The sequence below is a fragment of the Hymenobacter terrigena genome, assembly GCF_054776515.1.
The window spans coordinates 483,672-503,965 of record NZ_BAAHBU010000001.1 but is presented as its reverse complement, the minus strand read 5'-3'; the positions used below and the strand labels follow the sequence as shown (position 1 = coordinate 503,965).

14 protein-coding genes are annotated in these 20,294 nt (G+C 59.7%); 5 read left to right on the top strand and 9 right to left on the bottom strand.

Features of this window, described 5'->3' with window-relative positions:
• Positions 1 to 14: 14 nt before the first annotated feature.
• The 5 genes from ACYU7Q_RS01960 to ACYU7Q_RS01940 all read right to left on the bottom strand — a co-directional run bounded on the left by ACYU7Q_RS01960 (position 15) and on the right by ACYU7Q_RS01940 (position 6,545).
• Positions 15 to 1,367 carry a TolC family protein gene (locus ACYU7Q_RS01960; RefSeq protein ID WP_460607752.1) on the bottom strand — a complete coding sequence of 451 codons (1,353 nt, stop codon included), beginning with the start codon at positions 1,365 to 1,367 and terminating at the stop codon, positions 15 to 17.
• On the bottom strand, positions 1,336 to 2,565 hold the full coding sequence (locus tag ACYU7Q_RS01955; protein WP_460607751.1) for an HlyD family efflux transporter periplasmic adaptor subunit: 1,230 nt from the start codon (positions 2,563 to 2,565) through the stop codon (positions 1,336 to 1,338). Before ACYU7Q_RS01955 ends, ACYU7Q_RS01960 begins: the two co-directional genes overlap by 32 nt.
• On the bottom strand, positions 2,540 to 5,005 hold the full coding sequence (locus ACYU7Q_RS01950) for an ATP-binding cassette domain-containing protein (protein WP_460607750.1): 2,466 nt from the start codon (positions 5,003 to 5,005) through the stop codon (positions 2,540 to 2,542). The genes ACYU7Q_RS01955 and ACYU7Q_RS01950 overlap by 26 nt, the downstream gene beginning before the upstream one ends.
• Before the next feature lie 10 nt (positions 5,006 to 5,015).
• The gene (locus ACYU7Q_RS01945) at positions 5,016 to 6,182 is read right to left on the bottom strand and encodes a serine/threonine-protein kinase (protein WP_460607749.1); all 1,167 of its coding nucleotides are present in this window, start codon (positions 6,180 to 6,182) and stop codon (positions 5,016 to 5,018) included.
• 204 nt (positions 6,183 to 6,386) lie between these two features.
• Positions 6,387 to 6,545 carry a hypothetical protein gene (locus ACYU7Q_RS01940; RefSeq protein ID WP_460607748.1) on the bottom strand — a complete coding sequence of 53 codons (159 nt, stop codon included), beginning with the start codon at positions 6,543 to 6,545 and terminating at the stop codon, positions 6,387 to 6,389.
• A gap of 657 nt (positions 6,546 to 7,202) precedes the next feature.
• On the opposite strand from ACYU7Q_RS01940, the gene ACYU7Q_RS01935 reads away from it, so the two are divergent.
• Entirely contained in the window at positions 7,203 to 7,499 is a 297-nt protein-coding gene (locus ACYU7Q_RS01935; RefSeq protein WP_460607747.1) for a hypothetical protein, read from the top strand.
• 139 nt (positions 7,500 to 7,638) lie between these two features.
• Here ACYU7Q_RS01935 and ACYU7Q_RS01930 read toward each other — a convergent pair whose 3' ends face one another.
• Both ACYU7Q_RS01930 and ACYU7Q_RS01925 read right to left on the bottom strand, forming a co-directional pair.
• Positions 7,639 to 8,985: a T9SS type A sorting domain-containing protein gene (locus ACYU7Q_RS01930; protein ID WP_460607746.1), complete on the bottom strand. Its 1,347-nt coding sequence runs from the start codon at positions 8,983 to 8,985 to the stop codon at positions 7,639 to 7,641.
• An 894-nt stretch (positions 8,986 to 9,879) separates the two neighbouring features.
• The gene (locus tag ACYU7Q_RS01925) at positions 9,880 to 10,341 is read right to left on the bottom strand and encodes a type I restriction enzyme HsdR N-terminal domain-containing protein (protein ID WP_460608725.1); all 462 of its coding nucleotides are present in this window, start codon (positions 10,339 to 10,341) and stop codon (positions 9,880 to 9,882) included.
• A gap of 121 nt (positions 10,342 to 10,462) precedes the next feature.
• Here ACYU7Q_RS01925 and ACYU7Q_RS01920 point away from each other — a divergent pair, with 121 nt between their 5' ends.
• Positions 10,463 to 11,233: an AMP nucleosidase gene (locus ACYU7Q_RS01920; RefSeq protein WP_460607745.1), complete on the top strand. Its 771-nt coding sequence runs from the start codon at positions 10,463 to 10,465 to the stop codon at positions 11,231 to 11,233.
• A 129-nt stretch (positions 11,234 to 11,362) separates the two neighbouring features.
• Positions 11,363 to 13,030 (top strand): amidohydrolase, encoded by a 1,668-nt coding sequence (locus ACYU7Q_RS01915; protein ID WP_460607744.1) that lies wholly within the window; start codon positions 11,363 to 11,365, stop codon positions 13,028 to 13,030.
• A gap of 205 nt (positions 13,031 to 13,235) precedes the next feature.
• On the opposite strand, the gene ACYU7Q_RS01910 is transcribed toward ACYU7Q_RS01915, so the two are convergent.
• Together ACYU7Q_RS01910 and ACYU7Q_RS01905 are read right to left on the bottom strand one after the other, a co-directional pair.
• Positions 13,236 to 13,745 carry a DinB family protein gene (locus ACYU7Q_RS01910; protein ID WP_460607743.1) on the bottom strand — a complete coding sequence of 170 codons (510 nt, stop codon included), beginning with the start codon at positions 13,743 to 13,745 and terminating at the stop codon, positions 13,236 to 13,238.
• A gap of 96 nt (positions 13,746 to 13,841) precedes the next feature.
• On the bottom strand, positions 13,842 to 15,272 hold the full coding sequence (locus ACYU7Q_RS01905; RefSeq protein WP_460607742.1) for an MFS transporter: 1,431 nt from the start codon (positions 15,270 to 15,272) through the stop codon (positions 13,842 to 13,844).
• Positions 15,273 to 15,501: 229 nt separating this feature from the next.
• On the opposite strand from ACYU7Q_RS01905, the gene ACYU7Q_RS01900 reads away from it, so the two are divergent.
• Both ACYU7Q_RS01900 and ACYU7Q_RS01895 read left to right on the top strand, forming a co-directional pair.
• Positions 15,502 to 16,317 (top strand): DUF5602 domain-containing protein, encoded by an 816-nt coding sequence (locus tag ACYU7Q_RS01900; RefSeq protein ID WP_460607741.1) that lies wholly within the window; start codon positions 15,502 to 15,504, stop codon positions 16,315 to 16,317.
• Between the two features lie 275 nt (positions 16,318 to 16,592).
• Complete coding sequence (locus ACYU7Q_RS01895) at positions 16,593 to 20,099, top strand: DUF7948 domain-containing protein (RefSeq protein ID WP_460607740.1); 3,507 nt, start codon at positions 16,593 to 16,595, stop codon at positions 20,097 to 20,099.
• Positions 20,100 to 20,294: the final 195 nt, after the last annotated feature.

Sequence of the window (20,294 nt, the reverse complement as noted above, 5' to 3'; positions counted from 1 at the left end):
CCCGCTTTTATCAGTTACAATGCCATGGGCAGACCTTTGTAAAAATCGACGAGCCGGGAGCGCAAAATCAATTCATATTTTGCTCTGAACAAATTGGTTTGTGCGCTTAGATAAACTGTTTTTGTTTGGTTAAGCTCAAATACGGAAATGGTGCCGAGTTCGTATTTCAAATTATCGGCTTCGTAACTTTTACGAGCAAATTCTTCGGCTTTTTGGGCGGCATTCCAGCTTTGGCTGGCGGCCTCAGCATCATACACGGCTTGTTGCACAACCTTGGTTAACCGGTTGCGCTCAATATCGGTATCAAGCATGCCCTGTTGGTACCGCAGACGGCTTTCCCGGATAAGCAGGTTATTGCGAAAGCTGTTAAATAGCGGGATTGATAATACCAGTCCTGTCCCGTAGTACATATTATTATTTATCTGGTTGCTGAAATTGTATTCCCGATTGGTGTTGCTATAATCAGAGCCCAGTGAGCCGGTTAGTTGCAGGGCAGGGTATTTATCGGCCCGGGCCACGGCAATCTGGTGGTAGAGCCGGGCGGCATTGTGCCGCTTCGCTACCAGGGCCGGCTGTGTTTCTATGGCCTGCGCTACTTCCTCCCGGGCGGGGGTCTGAAAATCGATATTCGATAATGAATTGGCCGATAGCGGGCTGATAACGATGTCTTCCGTGGGCGGCGCATTGATGAGCTGCCGCAGGTCCAGGTAGGCCAGGCTCAGCTCGTTCTGGCTGGTAACGACATTCAACTGCTCGGTGGCCTGTTGCGACTGCAGCTTAAAGAGTGCGCTGGCCGGCACCCGGCCCGCACTGAGTTTGAGCCTGGTCAGACTCACCAGATGCTCGCTTAATTTCACTTGCTGCTGTTGGCTTTTGATTAATTCCAGCAAATAATTAATGCGAATATAAACCAGCGCAACATCGACCATTATTTCGTTTTTAATGGCCTGTGTCTGATTCACATTTTGCTCAACTTCCTGCTTGGCCGACTTAATTGAATTAGCCGTTTTGAACCCTTGAAATAAATAAACCGACGAATAAGCCGTACCGCTCAACGAACTGTATTGGCTGTTGATAAAATTATTGGTGAGCGGGTCGATGCTGCGCCCTACCGAATTGCTGTTGCGCACCTGCCCGTTGAGTGTGGGCAGCATGTCGGCTTTTTTCAGCTTCAGCTGCACGGTGGCGGCCTCCCAGTCGAGCAGCGCCCGCTTGAGCTGTAAATTCTGCTGAAATGCCCGCTCTACGCAGTCGGCATACGCCAACACGGTCTGGCCATGGCCAGGCCGGGCAATAATCAGGAGCAGCAAAAGCAGGGAGCAAGCGGCCCAATGATTAGGTCTCATTGTAGTTGTCAATTTTGTCAAACAACTTTTTCACGGCGTACCGCAGCAAGGTGTACTTGGCGGTAATTATTTCGCCTTTAAGCTTGTATCCGGCTTTCAGGGGAAAGCGGGGCCGGCCGGTGAGCTGGACGATGGTGTAAAAATGGTCGTCCACATTGGCTGGGGAAATAAAGGACACGGTGCCGTGCACGGCACCGTACTGGTAGTAGTAATAGGCGTTGATTTTCAGGTTTACGGCCTGGCCGGTGCGCACGAAGGCCATCTCGCGCTCGGGCAGTATCACCTTGGCGTAGAACTGTTCCTGCTGCGGGGCAATGACGGCCAGGGGCTGGTTGCGGTCCAGCAGCTCGGTTTTTTGCCGGTCGTTGTAGAGGTTGATGATGTGGCCGGCCACGGGCGCCCGCACGATGAGCTGGCTGGCCACGTCGCCCAGCACCACGGCCGTGTTGCGGGCACTGGCCAGCTGGGAGCGCAGGTCCAGCAGCTCGCGCTGCTTGCTTTGCTCGTCCTGTTGCAGCGTATTCAGGTCAATGTTGAGGCTGGCGACCTGCTGCCGGAAGTTCTGGAGCAGGGTGGTCTGGTAGGCGCGCTTCTGTTCGTAGGTGGCGCGGGTTTCGGAGGCTTCTTTCCGCTTGAGCAGGCTGCGCACTTTCGATTCTGAGGCTTCCACGCGGGAAAGGGCGTGGCGCGCGTACAGAATTGAATCGGACCGGTACTGCTCCCGGGTCATGGCGTTTTGCTGCCGGGCATAGCCCATGGCGGCGGCCAGCGTGCGCAATTCCCGCTGGTTTTGCTGGAGGTCGGCGGCATAAATCTGATGGAACAGGGTGCGCTGCTGCTCAATGGCCGCCCGGCGCTCGCGGGTGTAGGCCAGCATGCGCTCGGCCACCGCAATTTTGTTCTCGATGAGCCCCACTTCCTGCCGCGTGGTGGCGTAGTCGTATTGCACCTTCTTGTTTTCCAGCACGAAAAGGGTATCGCCTTGCAGCACGTTGTCGCCTTCGCGCACCAGCACTTTCACCACGTGCACATCGGTGGGCGTCCGAATAACCGACTGCGGGTTGCGGGAGTAAATCTCGCCTTCCTTGAAGTCGATGGTTTCGTTGATGTGCATGAAAATCAGCAGGCCCAGGGCGATGACTAGGAAGCCCGCCAGCAGGCCCGCAAACACCCGGATGAGCCGGAGGGCCAGGTTAGGCCGGTACGACAAGGGTTCCATTTTCGAGGGCGAAATGCTTGTTGAAGTGGAGGTAATCGATGTTCTCGTGCGAAATCACAATCAGGATTTTGCTGGTAAACTCGTTGAGCAGGTGCTCAATCTGCTTGCGCGAGGCCGCGTCAATTCCGGACAGCACTTCGTCGAGAATCACCACATCGGCCGCCGAAAACAGCGCGCGCAGCAGCAGTATCTTCTTGCGCTGGCCGGTGGAAAGGTTGCGGCCGTTTTCATTGATGAGAAAGCCCAGCGCTTCTTCTTTCGAGGCGATGAAATCGTAAAGGCCAATTTTGCGGGCCATGTGCAGGATGCGCTCCGGCGACACGTCGCGGCCGAAAGCAATGTTGAACTCGATGGTATCGTTGAACAAAATGTCCTCGTTGGTCACCAGCAGCAGTTTGTCCTTCACCTTTTCGGTGGCGTAGAAGCGGCTGTCGATGTCGTTGAGCAGCATGCGGCCGGCGGCCGGCTCGTAGAGGCCAGTCAGGACCTTGCTCAGGGTGGTTTTGCCGGAGCCGTTCAGGCCTTCGATGCGGATTTTGTCGCCGCTCACCGCCTCAAACGAGAGGTTGTGCAGCACCAGCTGCTGCGGGTTGTAGCCAAAGCCCAGCTCGCACATTGCCAGGCTGGTAATCGTGAAATCTTCGATGCCCCGGGCCGCGGAAGTTGCCGCTGGCGCTTCCTCAAAGTCCAGATAACGCCGCAGGACCACCTCGTTTTCCTGCAGCTCCAGGTTTTCGGACAGAATGCCGCGCAGCGACGAGAAGACCCGCTCCGAAAGGGCGATAAAGGTGATGATTTGGCCTAGCGAAATGGCGTTGTTGAGGATGGCCTTTTTCGTGAGCACCACAATTATCAGCAGCGAGGCCAGCATGGTAATGATGGACACCACGGCCACGTTCACCAGGTCGACGTACTTGTTGTTTATCTGCACTTTCAGCAGCTGATTCACGATTTGGAGCAGCTTGCGCGAGTAGGTTTCCTCGATGCGGAACGACTTGAGCACCTGAATGCCGTCGAGCTTCTCAATCATGCGGGTGAAGAACTCGGACTTGCGCAGAAAGCGCAGCCGCTCGTTGCGCCGGAGCGTGGGCGTGACCAGCCGGAACCAGCCGTAAAAGGCCACCATCACCACGCAGATAACCAGCGTCAGCTTGGCATCGATGTAGAAGAGAATGCACAGCGAGTAGAGCGACACGAACACATCGACCAGAATGCTGGTGAAAAAGCGCAGGAAAAACCCCTTCAGCTTGAAGGCGTCGCTCATGCGCTCGGTCAGGTCGCCGCGCTTGAAGGACTGGATATAGGGCAGGGAATACTGGTTCAGCTTTTCGTCGAAACGGGTCAGGAAATACTTATCCAGGATGTTGCCCATGTGAATGCCCACGAAGGACACGTTGAGCCGGGTGGCCAGGTCGAAGAGCTTGAATACGCCCAGCCCGATGGCAAACACCACCAGCGTATTGAGCTGGTAAGACGGCAGCACGTAGTCAATCAGCACCTGGTTGATAAATACCGACAGCTGGGCCGTCATGGCCGAAAACAGGGCCGCGAAAACGTAGATGAACCAGATTTTGCGGTACTGGCCCAGCTCTTTCAGAAGCGTTAGGTAGGGGCTGGGTTCCGGCTGCGTGCCGGCGGGCCGGGGCGCTTGCACCTTGGAGGCTATCTGGTCTGGCTTGGGAGGCAGCGGGGCCACGGTGAGCACCAGCGGGGCCTGCAGCATCATCTGGGTTTCGCTGTTTTTCAGGGCCCGGAAGTGCTTGGGCAGGGCCCCGGCTTCCTGGTTGAACAGGAGGTCGTGCAGGAAATTCTGCTCGGCCTCTTTGTCCTTCAGCCCAAAATTCTCCTTCAGGTAAGAGAAGTAGCTGAGCTTGTTGAACAGCGTACTGGCGTTGTTGGTGGTAAGGGCCTGTTCAATTTTGACGTCGTAGGGCGACAGCTCCTGGTTGCAGAGTACCATGAGCTTCTGCTCCATCTGCACCAGGTTCCAGTAGCTTTTGCTGAAGTACGCCATGTGCTTCAGCTCGGGCAGCGTCACGTAGTATTCGTTGGCTTTGGCGGGGTCCAGCACCCGCAGCTTGGCACCCCTGATTTTGTCCACCACCACGTAGTGCAGCCCATTTTCGTGCACGATGGGCATGATAAACGGAATCAGCTCCTGCCAGCCGGCCGGATTCGCCTGCAGGTGGTTGATGTCGAGTATCCGCAGCAGGGCCGAAAACTCGTGCTGCTGCAGGAAATTCTGCAAGTCGGTCAGGCTCGAGCCCTGCTCATCCAGAAAGATATTCTGCTGGATGTACTTGCGGCTAACGTCCTGGTCGAAGATGTTGAAGATGGTCTTCACCGCGCTGATGCCGCAATCGTTGTTTTTCAACTGACAGTCTACCATGGCGTTCCGAAAAAAAAGGGTGAAGATGCCGCCGATTTCGGCGCGCAGCAAGGTGCGGGCGCTAGGGCGCTACCGCCAGGGCGGCCGTACTTTCCACGGCGAGGGCCTGCTGCCAGGCGGCCAATAGCTCCTGGCCGCTGGCATAGCGCGCCTGGGGGTCCTTGTGGAGCGCGCGCAGCAGCACCTGCTCGTGCGGCACGGCGGGACTGAAATGCGGGCCAAAATCATACGCCGCAATCGAAGCGGCCCGCTCCAGCCATGTTTCGCCCGCAAAGGGCAGTTCCTTGTGGTAGAGCCTGAAAATGACGAGGGCAATCTGGTACACTTCGGCCCGGAAATCGGCCGCCTGCTTACTGAACTTATAGTTGTGCTGCTTAATGCGTTCCGGGGCCATGTAAGTGGGCACGCCGCCCCGGCAGATGAACTGCTCGCGCTCGGAAACGCCCACGCGGTAAGCGAAGCCAAAATCAATCATGGTCACCCGGTCGGCATCCACCATAAAATTGCGGGCGTGAATGTCGCCGTGCACAATGCCGTGGCCATGCAGGTGGGCCAGCGCCGACAAAATCTGCGTAGCCAATTCCGTCGCGGTGGCCTCGCTGATGCTGACATTCCGGGCGGCCTCGGACAAGGATGCGCCCGGCAGATATTCCAGCACGGCGTAGTGGTACGGCTTGGTGTGGTATGCGTGCAGACGGCAAATGCCCGGGTGCGGCGGCAGGGCGCGCATGATGTCAAACTCCTGCTGAAACAGCTCAAAGTCATCGTCCAGGCGGGTATCGGGGTGGATGCTCTCCGGCTTGTGGGAAAACAGCTTTACCACCACCGGCTGGCCGGTTTCGCCGTCGGTGGCCCGGTACACCTGCACGTCGTCGTGCAACGACAGCAACTCGGTAATCAGGTATTGCCCAACCTGCGCGCCCGGCTCGTAAATGGCCACTCGGGGCACGAGGTCCGCCTCCCCTTCTTTGCGTACCACGTCGAGCCGGTGCAGGTCTTTCAAAAACCGGGCGACCAATGGCTCTATATCCGCCGCGCCGGCCCCAACGATGAGGGCTTGCAGGCCGGTGGTCAGCTCCGGGGCCGTCTTAGGGGCATCCAGCAGACCGATGAACGTGGCAATCGTCCGGTTGATTTTATACTCGTTTTTAAGGGTTTCGATGTAGAATTCACCTTCGTGCTCGCGCACGCTCACCCCTTGCGAAAGGTAGAATTGTTGGGCTTTCATAGGCGCAAAGGCTAGAAGTATGATTGCAGAAAAGGCGGTGCATAAAGGCGCGGCGCCCGAATCGATTGCGGCTCTTGCCAGAACCCAATACTCAGGAAAAGCAAGAGCTGGAAAAACAGAATAAGTCCCGCTTTTCCAGCTCTTGTTTTTCGTTGGTGCAATCCAATACAGTTACTTCCTCATATCAGATTGCGGTGCGCCGACTTAGCGACGGCCGCGACGGCTGCTGCGGCGGCGGGTGCTGCTGCTGCGGGTGGTGCTGCTGTGGCTGCTGTGGCTGTAGCGACGGCGACGGCCACCGCCGACGATTAACTCAACTTGCTGCATTTGCAGGTCCGACACGAGGTTATCTAGAGTAAGCATGACAGTAAAGGTTAAAGTGTGAGAGAAATGTTAGAGAAAAAAGGGCAGCTGCTTTATCAAAAGTATATATATGATTTTATATAATTGTTAATTTTCAAAGTGACAATAATTACATTTTTTTAAAGCTGATGCATGCCAAAATCATAAATATGATATATCATCCTGTTTTACTAGCTTTAATTCAACGATATAGCTGAGCAAAAATTTATTACACCACATTTTAATGGCATTTTAATTGCTTAGCTAATTTTATACTATTCCGATACAGACCAGGTTTTGCTATTAAATACCCAATAAGTCAGCGGCTTGCTTATGCCATTGCTTGAGGCATTGCCTCTGGCGCTGAGCGAATGGAGCACAACCGTAATTGCTATCGGGACGGCTCGCCGGATTTTCGTCCGTTTCCAGCCAAACCGCAAGTGTAGCCGGGAACTCCAGTAATTGCCGGGACAGTTTTGGCCGCACCAGCTAACTGGCACACTCCTCCCCATAGGGGCGCATGCACACCTGACATATAAATCACCGGCATCATAAGGCACTTCTTAATAACATCTTACATCCAAATCGAACCCGGTTTTCATTTTCCTCGTTAAAGGCAACTCAATTGCCGCGTTCTAACCGACGTGGGCATTTTGTTTCACTCAACCCACCGGTCCTATGAAAAAGCAACCCCTCGTTCTCGCCTTGTTCCTCGCCATTTGCGGTTTCTCGGCCAATGCCCAGAGCACGACCAGCACGACCACCACGCGCCAGACCACGGTGACGCCCGCCCCGGCCACCTACCCCACGGCTACGCCTGCCCCCGCTACTTCGACCACCACGGAATCGACCACGACCACCACGGACCCGGCCTCCACTACGGTCATTCAGGCAGCGCCCGCGCAAACCAATATCCCCGCCGATACCAAGGTGAAGGGCAAGCGCAGCAAGACGAAAATCAAGCCGAAAAAATAAGGCTTTCTGCCCATCATTTTCAATTTGAAAAGCCCGGTCGCAAGCAATTGCGGCCGGGCTTTTTTGCATCAATACTTATTGGCTTGAAATAACCGCAACGGGTGTGTGCTACTTTAAGCCAGGCATTACCTACTCATTCCTACCGGCGCAGCAATTTGAGGTGCGCCTGACCGTGCGCGCCGGTCAGGTGCAGCATGTAGACGCCGGTGGCCTGCATCTGCCGGGAGAAATCAAGCGGAATGGCGTTGGCCCCGTTCACGGCCGGGAGGGTGCCGCTGCTCACTTTGGCCCCGAGCGCCGACACGAGCGTGTAGGAAACCTCGCCCTGCAAAGCCTCGGGCAACACCAGGCTTACCTGGCCGTCCGACGGATTGGGGTACGCATTCACCAGCACCATTGGTCCCGCACTGCCCGCTGCTTTACGGGCCACGGCGGCCGGGCTGCCAGCGGATGACGCGGCAGCCGTGCGGGCCGCGCCGTCGATAACACTGAAGGCGATGGAGTTCGGGGTGCCCGCAGTGCCGTCGGCCGCGTAGGATGTCGCGGTGAGGGTGTAGTTGCCAGCCGCGGGGGTCCAGTCAGAATAGTCGCCCGCGCCGTTGTCACCGAATAGCGCGTACGGGACCAAAAATTCGGTCTGGCTCCAGGTCTGGGCGCCCCCAAGTTCAAACTCGACCCGGCCCACCGTCGCCGGGTTGGTGTTGGCCCGAATGTTCAGGTTGCGCGTGGGCAGCGTGGCCAGGTTGAGCGTGGCCCCGTCTGTGAGGGCCATAAACTCGAAGCCGGTATTGGCGTTGACCAGGGTGTAGGTGATATGGCCGGGTGTAGTAGGCTCATTGATTACGGTAAAGGCGATTTCCAGCGGGGTGCCCGCGCAGCCGGTGGCAGAGAACGGCCGGGCCGATAAGGAAACGTAGCGTCCCAGGGCCAGGGTATGGCCGAAGTAGTCGCCGGCGGCATCGTCGCCGAACAGCGTGTACGGGGCATACCGCTCGGTCTGGTTCTGGCTGGTGGGCCCATTGAGGCTGAATATGAGATGGTCAATACGGGCCGAGGTGGTATTGGCCCGGACGCTCAGGTTTTGCGTGGGCAGTGTAGCCAGGTTAAGCACCATCCCGTTGGTGAGGGGCATAATATCGGTATCGGCATCGGCATCGACCAGGGTGAAGCTGGTGACGGCTTGTTTGGCGCGCTTGATAACGATGGTCAGCGGAGCCGAGGTGCAGCCGTCCACCGTTAGCGTCAGGCGGTAGGTGCCGGGCACCAGGTACGAGAATAGGTAAGGGTTGCCCCCGGACGGTTTGGGTGCATTCGGTGTGAGCTCGGCCACGCTGTTAAATGGCGCATTCAGCACCTGAATAAAACCGGTGGGGCTGGTGCAGGTAGGTTGCGTTACCCTGACGTTAGCGCTCGACAGTACCGGCGGCGATGGGCAGGTGGTGGCCGCGGCCATAGCGCCAGCGCCGGGCGCGGTGCCCAAGGGCATTACACGACCAAAACTCACAGTTGAAAAGCATAAGACGGCGACCAGCACCGCCAGCACCAGCTGTTGCCAACCGGCTGCAGGTTTCAGGCTTCGTTCACAATCTATTGGCTCATGCTTGCAGGATGATACTACGCCGCCCTGGGGGTTTCCGGGGGCACTGACACATGCGGTAATTAATTCATATTTTTTCATGGCTATTGGCAAAAAAATTAAATGAAAAGAAAAGATGCTGGGCAGCTGTTATACTGCCGAATAGCCGCAGCACAGCCCCAGGCGCTGGGCCGGCACACCTTTCTAAAATGCGGAGTCATTGGGTGCGCCCCTGCTGCGGCGCAATGCGCGGCCGGGCCAGCAGCGGGGCTGCCGGGCGCAAGCGCGTAGGGGCTGTAATGCAGCACCAGCTGGAAGGAGGCCCGATTATCAAACGGTAGCCGGGAGTGGCACATCAGTGCTCAGAGAGTTGCGCGCGGGGCTTCAACGCCTGGTTCGGCGTATTCGATGGCGGGCGCTACGCGGCGGTATTTCGGGGTGAAGCAGGAAATACCCCACCGCTTTTCGGGCCGTAAATCACGGCCTCATCCGGGAATGAAAAGCCTGGCTATCCATCCCTAGTTATATATTGTATTGTCGAAAACATGTAGTTATGGTGGCATAGGAATGATATTTTAAGGTGAACAAAAAACCATCCTACCGCTCAGCTTTCCCTCAATAGGCCACTACCGGCGCATTGAAGCGTCTCCTCTACAGGCAGTCAAATATAACATATTATATAGTATATATAATAACTATTTCAGCAGCACCCCATTAATAAAATACCATGCGCTACCCAGGCCGGGTCTAACCGGAATAATTCATTAGCCAGCCGGGTAAACAGCTCCCCAAAAGGCCTTTGCCCTATAGCCTCACTGCCACCGCAAACGCCGGAATCTCCTCCAGCCGCTCGTTGGTGCGCGTCGCAAAATCCACGCGCCAACAGTAGTGCACCAGGCCATTGGTGAGCAGCAGCAGCGGCGCGCCGATGGTTTGGTTGTAGGTGGTGGCCTGCCGGGCCACTTCCTGCGTGATGGGCACCGAGGGCGCTTTGCACTCCACCAGTAGCAGGGGCTGGCCGTTGGGGTCGAGGGCCAGCAGGTCGGTGCGCTTCTGGCGCTGGTTGTAGCGCAGGCCGCGCTCCAGGGCCAGCAGGCCGCGCGGGTAGCCCAGGTGGTTGATTAGGTAGTGTACTACGTGCTGCCGCACCCACTCCTCGGGCGTGAGCACGACGTGCTTGCGCCGCAGTCCATCCCAGATGAGTGGTTGATTTGTGGCCGATTGCGTAAGTTTGGCGTCGAAAGGCGGCAGGTCCAGGGCTTGCATCACCTCCAAAGGTAGGGGTCTGGTATCGAGTGACTGAGCAACTGAGTGGCTAAGTGACTCCGAAACGCATACCCTTTTCTCACTCCCTAACTTAGCCATCCCGCCACTCAAACTCTGTTTTATGAAGACCAAAGAAGAAATTGTCAATAACTGGCTGCCGCGCTACACCGGCGTGCCGCTGAGCGACTTCGGGCAGTACATCCTGCTCACCAATTTCAGCAACTACGTGTACATGTTTGCCGAGCAGTTTGAGTGCGAAGTGCGCGGACTGGACAAGCCAATGCAGACGGCCACGGCCAACGGCATCACCATCATCAACTTCGGCATGGGCTCGCCGATGGCGGCCACGGTGATGGATTTGCTCTCGGCCATCAAGCCCAAGGCGGCGCTGTTTCTGGGCAAGTGCGGCGGCCTGAAAAAGACCAAGCTCGGCGATTTGGTGCTGCCCATCGCGGCCATTCGCGGCGACGGTACTTCGGATGACTACCTGCCCAAGGAGATACCGGCCCTGCCCTCCTTCCGCCTGCAACGCGCGGTTTCTTCGATGATTAAGAAGCACGAGCTGGACTACTACACCGGCACGGTGTACACCACCAACCGCCGCGTGTGGGAGCACGACCAGGATTTCAAGGACTACCTGCGCCGGGTGCGCGCCATGGCCGTGGACATGGAAACGGCCACCATTTTCGTGGTCGGCTTCATGAACGACATCCCGCACGGTGCCCTGCTGCTGGTAAGCGACAACCCAATGACCCCGGAAGGCGTGAAAACCTCGGAATCGGACTCGAAAGTGACCACCGATTTCGTGAAGCGCCACCTGCAAATCGGCATCGAGTCGCTGCAGGAGCTGCAGTTCTCGGGCGAGTCGGTGAAGCACATGCGCTTCGAGTAAGGACCGCGAATTTTAATGGATTTGACGGATTTCGCGGATTCGACAGACCGTCATGCTTCGCTTCGCGCTGCATGACGGTCTTTTTTGTTCTTCGTTCACTACCCATTCTTTACCCCTGCACTTCCCGACATGGCCCTTTTCTCCCCTATGCTCACCTTCAAAATCACCGCGCCGCTGCTGGCGCTGGCATTGCTCAGCAGCTGCTCCGCGAAACGCGAAGCCGTGGATTTGCTCGTGACCAATGCCACGGTTTACACCGTCGATTCGACCTTCTCCAAGGCGGAAGCTTTTGCGGTGCGCGACGGCAAATTCGTGGCTGTGGGGCCGGCGGCTGAGCTGAAGGCGAAGTACCAGGCGGCGCAGGAAGTAGACGCGGGCGGCAAGTTCATTTACCCCGGCTTTTACGACGCGCACTGCCATTTCTACCGCTACGCGCTGGCGCTGCCCAGCGCCGATTTGGTGGGCACGAACTCCTGGAAAGAGGTGATTCAGAAGCTGCAGGAGAACCGAAAAAAGTATCCGCAGGCGGCCTGGCTCACGGGGCGCGGCTGGGACCAGAACGACTGGGCGAACAAGCAATTTCCGACCAAAGACACGCTCGACCAGCTGTTTCCCGACGTGCCGGTGCTGCTTGTCCGCGTGGACGGCCACGCCGCGCTCGTGAACCAGAAAGCGCTGGATTTGGCGGGCGTCACGGCCCGTACGCCCATCAGCGGCGGCACCATCACGCGCGATGCGCAGGGCCGCCTCACCGGGCTTTTGGTGGACAATGCCACGCGCCTGGTGAGCAGCAAAATCCCCGACCCGGCCCCGGCCGAAGCGGCCCAACTCCTGCTGCAAGCGCAGCAAAACTGCCTGGCCGTGGGCCTCACCAGCCTCGCCGACGCCGGCCTCGATAAGGCCAACATCGACCAGATGGCCGCCCTGCAGCAGCAAAAGAAGCTCAAGCTGCGCCTCTACACCATGCTGAACCCCACGCCGGAAAACCGCGCCTACTACCTCAAAAACGGCCCGGTGCTGACCGACCAGCTCACCATCAGCTCCTTCAAAGTGTACGCCGACGGCGCGCTCGGCTCACGCGGTGCCTGCCTCGTGAAGCCGTACGCCGACCGACCGAAGGAAACCGGTTTCCTGCTTTCTACCGAAAAGCAGTTCCGCGACCTGGCCAAGGAGCTGGCGGCCTCGAAATTTCAGATGAATACCCACGCCATCGGCGACTCGGCCAACCGCATCATCCTCAACATCTACGGCGAGGCGCTGAAGGGCCAGAAGAACCGCCGCTGGCGAATCGAGCACGCCCAGGTCGTCACCCCGGCCGACATGCCCAAGTTCGGGCAGTTCGACATCGTGCCCTCGGTGCAGCCCACCCACGCTACTTCGGATATGTACTGGGCCGGCGAGCGCCTGGGCGCTGAACGTCTGAAAACGGCTTATGCCTACAAAGAATTGCTGAAGCAATACGGCCAACTGGCCCTGGGCTCCGACTTCCCGGTGGAGAATATCAACCCGCTGTTCGGCTTTCATGCGGCCGTGGCCCGGCAGGATGCCAAGAACTACCCGAAAGGCGGTTTTCAGATGGAAAATGCCATTTCGCGCCCCGATGCCCTGCGCGGCATGACCACCTGGGCCGCCCACGCCGGCTTCGAGGAAAAGCGCAAGGGCCAGATTAAGCCCGGCATGCTGGCCGATTTCGTGGTGCTGGACACTGATTTGCTGACCGCGCCAAAGGAGCAGTTGCGCAGCGCGGAGGTGCTGCAAACGTGGATTGGCGGGGAGAAGGTGTTTGGGCGGAAATAGCCTCATCTGTCATTGCAAGGCCATAGGCCGTGGCAATCCGTCCTGTTCCCAGCGACCAGCCCTGAGACGTTACACACTTTCTAACCACGCCTCATAAAAAAGCCCCGACTCTCAATGAAGAGCCGGGGCTTTTTCACATTTCAGGGTTAGTCGCATTGAGAGGACGGGTTGACGCGCTGCGCCTCCCAATGACAACTCCGGCGTCCTACTTCTCGTCGGCGCTCGGGCCGTAGAGGCCGGGCACCGGGATATCGAGCAGGCGCAGATACACCGTGAGCTGGCCGCGGTGGTGGATGCTGTGGTTGAGGCCCATGATGCGGATGGCCGCGCCTTTGGGCATTTCCATGATGGTGTGCTCGCCGCGGTGCAGCCTGAAGTTGTGGGTCAGCTTCTCGTCGGCGCTGGCGCGCAGGGCTTCGCGCAGGGTTTTGGAATACTCGTCGAAACGGGCCAGCAATTCCTCGGGGCTGGAGGGCGTGGGGCCGGGCTTGGGGGCGTTGGGGTCGAGGAAATCGCGCGAGTCGTGCGTGACGAACAAGGTATTAAAGGCCAGCAGGTTCACCACGTGAGTGGCCAGCTGCCACAGGCTCATGCTCTTGGGGTGGGGCTTATAGTCGGCCTTATCAAAAGGCACGCGCTCGATGGTTTTGCGGGTTTGGGCCAGCTCGTGGTCGAGCTCGGCGAGGATGTTTTGCTGGAGGGAGGAAGTGTGCATGGGCTGCTAAAACGGGGTGAGAAGGTGTAGCGCGGACTTTTCGTCCGCGAGTCAAAATTATTTCATTCGATTTCACTCGCGGACGAAAAGTCCGCGCTACCGCGCCATCGGTGTGCCCATTTCGGCAGCTGCCGAGGCGGGCGGCGGGCCGGGCACCGGTACCGGCCCCAGCGAGTCTTCGCGCAGCTTCTTGCCGCGTAGCTGCAGCAGGAAAATCAGGCCCAGCACGAAGAACACAATCAGGGCCAGCAGGCTGTTGCGCATCGAGCCGGTAACCTGGTTGATGATGCCGAACGTGGCCGTGCCAATGACGATGCTCAGCTTCTCGGTCACATCAAAAAAGCTGAAAAAGGCCGCCGAGTTGGGCGTGTTTTCGGGGATGATTTTGGAGTAGGTCGAGCGGCTCAGGCTTTGGATGGCGCCCATGGTGAGGCCGATGACGGAAGCCAGCGCGTAGAAGCTCCAGCCGGCCTGCACGTAGTAGCCGGCGATGCAAATCAGCATCCAGATGAACACCGACCAGCTCAGGGCGCGCGTGTTGCCGATGCGCTCCGAGAGCTTGGCGAACAGGTAAGCGCCCGCAATTGCTACTACTTGCAGCAGCAGAATGGTGAGGATGAGCGCGCCCGATTCGAGGTGCAGCTCGTCGGTGCCGAACAGCGTGGCCACGTACATCACCGTTTGCACGCCCATGTTGTAGGTGAAGTAGGCGAGCAGGAATTTCTTCACGTTGGGCAGCTGCTTGAGCTGGTCCCACACCTTGCCCAGCTCGTGGAAGCCGTTGAGCAGCCAGCCGCCTTTGGCTTCGGCAGCGTCGGCGGGCCGGCCGCGGTCAGCCGGCAGCGTGGCGAAGGGAATCTGGGCGAAACCGGCCCACCAGAGGCCCGTGAGCAGAAAGGAAAGCTGCGCAGCCAGTTCGGCTTTTATTCCGATTTTATCGTGAAACTGGTTTATCACCAGGCAAATAATTAGCAGAATTACCGAGCCGATGTAGCCCATCGAAAAGCCTTTGGCCGAGAGCGAGTCGAACTTTTCCTCCGAGCTGATTTCGGGCAGGTAGGAATTGTAGAACACGATGCTGCCCGAAAAGCCTACCGTGGCCGCCACGAAAATGAACGTGGACAGGGTGAGCGTGGCCGGCGAGAAGAAAAACAGCCCCGCGCACGAGGCCGCCCCGATGTAGCAGAAGATTTGAAGGAACAGCTTCTTGCGCCCCGAAAAATCGGCCAGCGACGTCAGGAACGGGCTGACGATGGCAATGAGCAGGAACGATACGGAAATGGCGTAGTTCAGCAGCGAGGTGCCCGGCACCATCATGCCCAGGAAGCTGATGGGGCTTTGGCCGCTGTCGGAGTGCGTAATCTGCTTGATTACGCTGGACCAGTAAATCGGAAAAATTGAGCTGGTAATCACCAGCGGGTACACCGAGTTGGCCCAGTCGTAGAAGGTCCAGCCGGTGGTGATGCGCTTGTTGTCTTTTTCGACCGCGCCAGCGGCGGCGGCAGGTTGCGTCGGGGTTGGGGTCATAAGGAGGCGCCGGGAATGTGCGGAGTTGCGCCGGGGAAGGTAACGGGTTTTTACGGCTCAGGTTGAGCCGGGCCGGAATGCCAGCGGCCCGCGCGGCTTCGCCACCTCCAGGCAAGACGAATTTACTCACCGCCCGGAAGAGGCAGTTTGGGAAGGCCGGATAAATATTCAAAATTAACTATATTTAGTCTGTGAGGGCACCGTCGCTCTCGCGCACATCCTTTCAGCTATGGCTACATATTCTTTCCTCCCCCTGGGCGGCTGGTGCCGCGCTACGGCACTTATGGCCCTGGGCATGCCGCTGCTGCTGGCTTGCAGCAAAGACAGCGACAGTCCTGCAACCCAGCCCTCCACCTCCTATGGTGCCCCGGTAACGATAGGCACCGGCGCAGCCCGCAGCTTCGTATCGACCGATGCCAACGGCAAGCCCACCGAAATCGGCGTGGCCGTGAACGAGGCGGCCCTGGGCAGCCTGCCCCCCACGCCTGCCACCGGCACCATGTACGATGTGCCCCTGCCGGCCATCAGCGCCACTTCGCAGATGCCATTCGACCACATTTCCTTCGACTGGAACCCCAACGGCCACGAGCCCGCGCCCATCTACACCCTGCCGCACTTCGATGCCCACTTCTACATGCAGCCCATGGCCGCGCAGCACGCCATCACGCTTGATGACCCCAAGGGCGATATTTTCCCGGCCTCCAGCAAGCTGCCGGCCGGCTACATCACCCCGCCCAACGTGGCCCCCGGCCGCACCGTGCCCATGATGGGCCGCCACTGGGTAGACCCCACCAGCCCGGAATACACCCCGGGCACGGCCTTCACCCACACCTTCATCTACGGCACCTACGACGGGCACGTCACGTTCGTGGAGCCCATGTTTACCAAGGCCATTCTGGTGCCCGCCGTGAGCGTTGAGCGGGACATCAAGCAGCCGGCCGCGTATGAAGTCCCGGGCAAGTTCTTCCCCACCAAATACACCATCCGCTACAATTCCGACACCAAGGAATACATCATTTCGCTGAAAGACATGGTGCTGCACTGAGGCAGTATATTCCGGTTTTAGCGCCGCTCTGCCCAAGCTTCATGCGTTGGGCGGGGCGGCGTTTGCGTTTGTTTGAATAGGGAATATCGTGGATTGGGGCAAAACAGCGCGCTATTGGACCAATAGCAGCATAAATAAAATTATCAAATCGCTAAGCAGGACGGTAATTCCCCGATTTCACCGGAACTTCACCCCCGGAAAGTCAGGCCCTGCCCCCAGCGGGGCTTTTTGCTTTCCATAAGCAGTTCTTTTTCCCTCCACCTCCACCCCGTTTCATGCGTCGTACTCTTACGCGTTGGCTCTGCCTTGGCAGTGCCGTGTTTGCCTTTTCCAATGCCTCAGCGGGCACGCCGCCCGTGGCCCCCGTGCCTACCGATGCCCACCCGCTGCGCTTCGTGCCCAACCAGCGGCAGTGGCAGAGCCCCATCCTGTTTGCGGCTGATATTCCGGCCGGGCGGCTCTTTCTGGAGCGCGGCCGCCTACTGGTGGCCCGCTACGATGCCCCGGCCGTGGACCGCCAGCACCACGCCGCGTCCACGGCGACCCGCTCGCGCATCGGCGGCCACGCCTACTCGGTGAGCTTCGTGGGGGCCAATGCCCAGCCCGCCGTGCGCGGCGAGCAGCCCACCGGCGAGCACCTGAACTACTTCCTGGGCAACGACGAAAGCCGCTGGGCTACCAACGTGCCCGCCTTCACCGATGTACGCTACCAGCAGCTCTACCCCGGCACCGACCTGCGCTTTTACTCGCGTGGCCCGGTGATGGAGTACGATTTTGAGCTGGCCGCCGGGGCCGATGCCGCCCGCATCAAGCTCCGCTACGAGGGGCAGGAGTCGCTGACAGTGGTAGATGGCGCCCTGCACATCGGCACCAGCGTGGGCCGCGTGACGGAACAAAAGCCCTATGCCTACCAGGTGGTGGAGGGCCACCGCGTGACCGTGCCCTGCCAGTACGTGCTGGGGCCGCAGCACACGGTGAGCTTCGGCCTGCCGAAGGGCTACAACCACGCCCTCCCCCTCGTCATCGACCCCGTACTGGTGTACTCCACTTACTCCGGGGCCACGGCGGCCCTGAACTGGGGCTACACCGCCTGCCCCGATACGCTGGGCAACCTCTACGCGGCCAGCATCAACTTCTCGGCCGGCTACCCCACCACCACCGGGGCCTACGACGTGAGCTACAACAGCAGCAAGGACATCGTTATCAGTAAATACAACCCGCGCGCCACCACCGGCACCAGCAGCCTGGTGTACGCCACCTACCTGGGCGGCTCCGACGACGAGTATCCGCACAGCCTGGTAACCAACGACCGGGGCGAGCTGGTGGTGCTGGGCTCCACCGACTCGAATAACTTCCCCACCACCGCCACCGGCTACGACCGCACCCTGGGCGGCACCACCGACCTGGTGGTGACGCGCCTCTCGGCTGCCGGTAATGCTCTGCTGGGCTCGACCTACGTGGGCGGCACCGGCGTGGACGGCCGCATGGCCACGAGCACGGCCCTGTACGTGAACTTCGGCGATGACTTCCGGGGCGATGTCATCCTCGACCGGCAGGACAACGTGTACTTCACCTCGGTGAGCCAGTCGACCAACTACCCCAGCACCGGCGGGGCCCAAATCAGCCGCCAAGGCACGCACGACGCTGTGGTGACCAAGCTCAACCCCAACCTGACCGGCCTGGTGTGGAGCACTTACCTGGGCGGCACCGGCGTGGAGTCGGGCTACAGCATTCAGCTCGACAGCCTGAACGGCGTGTTTGTGGCGGGGGGCACCACCAGCACCAACTTCCCGGGCACCACCGGGGGCCTCAATGCCACCGCCCGCGGCGGGGCGGCCGACGGCTTCGTGGCCCACCTCAGCCCCAATGGCAGCCAAGTGGTGCAAAGCACTTACCTGGGCACCAGCAGCTACGACCAGGCCTTTTTTGTGCAGCTGGGCCACAAGGGGTCGGTGTACGTGCTGGGCCAAACCAGCGGGGCCTACCCCGTGACGGCCGGCGTGTACCGCAACGCCAACAGCCGGCAGTTTATTCACCGGCTGAACTACCAGCTGAACACTACGCTGTTTTCGACAGTGATTGGCAGCAGCAGCGTGGGCAGCGTGCCCAACATTTCGCCCACGGCGTTTCTGGTGGATAACTGCGGGCAGATTATGCTCTCGGGCTGGGGCGCGGCCAACGTGGCCGGCCTGCCCACCACCCCCGATGCCCTGCAAGCCACCGCGCCCAACTACCGCACCACCGGCACCCTGTCCAACGACAACATCGACAACAGCTTCGGCTACCTGTACGTGATGCAACTCTCGCCCGGGGCGCGACGCCTGGTGTACGGCACGTACTTCGGCACCGGCACCACGCACGTGGACGGCGGCACCTCCCGCTTCGATAAGAAGGGCATTATTTACCAGGCCATTTGCGTGCGCCAGACCCAGAGCGGGCAGCGCGCTCCGGCCATCCTCACCACGCCCAACGCCCTGGCCCGCACCCAGACCGGCTCGAACCAGACGTCCAACGCAGCCTTCAAGATGGACATTGCCCGCCTCGATGCCAGCTTCGTGCCGGCCGCCAACGGCGTGGCCAACACCCGCGTGGGCTGCGCGCCGCTCGCCGTGCTCTTCACCCGCGCCACGCCCTCGAACAACGGCACCACCTGGAGCTTCGGCAACGGCCAGACCTCGACCCAGGCCAACAACGTGCTGGTGACCTACGCCGCGCCCGGCCGCTACCCGGTCACGCTCACCGCCTACGACTCGACCAGCTGCCAGGCCGCCGTGGTGGCCCGCGACACCGTGACGGTGCTGGGCCTGCCCCGCGCCGCGCTCGGCCCCGACCAGACGGTGTGCCCCGGCTCCTCGGCCACCCTCACCGTAGCCGCCACCCCGGGCCAAACCGCCACCTACGCCTGGAGCCCGACCGCCGGCCTTAGCGCCACCACCGGCGCCAGCGTAGTGGCCACGCCCGCCGCCACCACGCAGTACATCGTGACGGCCACCACGCCCGGCGGCTGCGTGAGCCGCGACACCGTGGTAGTGAATGTGCGCAACCTTTCCGTGACCATTCCGGCCGTGGCGGCGCTCTGCCCCGGCACCACGGCCACTCTCACGGCTTCTGATGCCGGCACAGGCGCAACCTACGTGTGGAGCCCGGCCGCCGGCCTGAGCAGCACTACCGGCCGCACCGTGACGGCTAACCCTGCCGCCACCACTACTTACACCGTGCGCGTGACCACGGCCGCCGGCTGCTCGGGCAGCGCCACCGTGGCGGTCACCCGCCTGGGCGTGCCGGCCATCCGGCTGCACGCTGCACCGCTGCTGCCCATCGCGGGCAATCTGGTCACCTTCAACGACACCCTGCCGACCACTTCGCTGCTCACCAACCGCCGCTGGGATTTTGGTGATGGCCAGACGGCTATCGGTCTCGCGCCCACGCACACCTATGCCGCGCCCGGCACCTACACCGTGCGCCTGAGCGCCGATGTGGCCGCCACCGGCTGCCCGGTAACGTCTACGCTCACGCTGGTGGTGGCACCGGCCCGTGCCTTCGAGTTTCCCAACGTCATCACGCCCAACGGCGACAAACTGAACGACGATTTCCGTCCCTACGTGAGCACGGAGCCCGTCACGGTACAAATCTTCACCCGCTGGGGCCGCAAGGTGTTCGAGCAGGCCAACTACACCCAGGGCTGGGGCAGCGCCCCCGACGTGGCCGCTGGCATCTACTACTACCAGCTGCGCACCGCCGCCGGCCAAACCTGGAAAGGCTGGCTGGAAGTGGTGAAATAACTTCCGCATCGAGACAAACAAAAAGGCCGTTTCCAAATTGGAAACGGCCTTTTTGTTTGCTTGTGTTGAGGGAATGGGATTCGAACCTTTGCGACACCACCTGACTCAATTCAGCAAAATATTCAGCTAAAAACGTCGAATGCAACATTTGGACGCAGGCGGTTATCGGATGGTATCGGATGGTCCTTCGAGCCA

Coding starts and splice junctions, on each gene's coding strand:
- ACYU7Q_RS01905 (WP_460607742.1), bottom strand. CDS start 15,272: ATGACCCCAACCCCGACGCAACCTGCCGCCGCCGCTGGCGCGGTCGAA.
- ACYU7Q_RS01935 (WP_460607747.1), top strand. CDS start 7,203: ATGAAAAAGCAACCCCTCGTTCTCGCCTTGTTCCTCGCCATTTGCGGT.
- ACYU7Q_RS01895 (WP_460607740.1), top strand. CDS start 16,593: ATGCGTCGTACTCTTACGCGTTGGCTCTGCCTTGGCAGTGCCGTGTTT.
- ACYU7Q_RS01900 (WP_460607741.1), top strand. CDS start 15,502: ATGGCTACATATTCTTTCCTCCCCCTGGGCGGCTGGTGCCGCGCTACG.
- ACYU7Q_RS01955 (WP_460607751.1), bottom strand. CDS start 2,565: ATGGAACCCTTGTCGTACCGGCCTAACCTGGCCCTCCGGCTCATCCGG.
- ACYU7Q_RS01930 (WP_460607746.1), bottom strand. CDS start 8,985: ATGCCCTTGGGCACCGCGCCCGGCGCTGGCGCTATGGCCGCGGCCACC.
- ACYU7Q_RS01945 (WP_460607749.1), bottom strand. CDS start 6,182: ATGAAAGCCCAACAATTCTACCTTTCGCAAGGGGTGAGCGTGCGCGAG.
- ACYU7Q_RS01940 (WP_460607748.1), bottom strand. CDS start 6,545: ATGCTTACTCTAGATAACCTCGTGTCGGACCTGCAAATGCAGCAAGTT.
- ACYU7Q_RS01915 (WP_460607744.1), top strand. CDS start 11,363: ATGGCCCTTTTCTCCCCTATGCTCACCTTCAAAATCACCGCGCCGCTG.
- ACYU7Q_RS01910 (WP_460607743.1), bottom strand. CDS start 13,745: ATGCACACTTCCTCCCTCCAGCAAAACATCCTCGCCGAGCTCGACCAC.
- ACYU7Q_RS01925 (WP_460608725.1), bottom strand. CDS start 10,341: ATGCAAGCCCTGGACCTGCCGCCTTTCGACGCCAAACTTACGCAATCG.
- ACYU7Q_RS01920 (WP_460607745.1), top strand. CDS start 10,463: ATGAAGACCAAAGAAGAAATTGTCAATAACTGGCTGCCGCGCTACACC.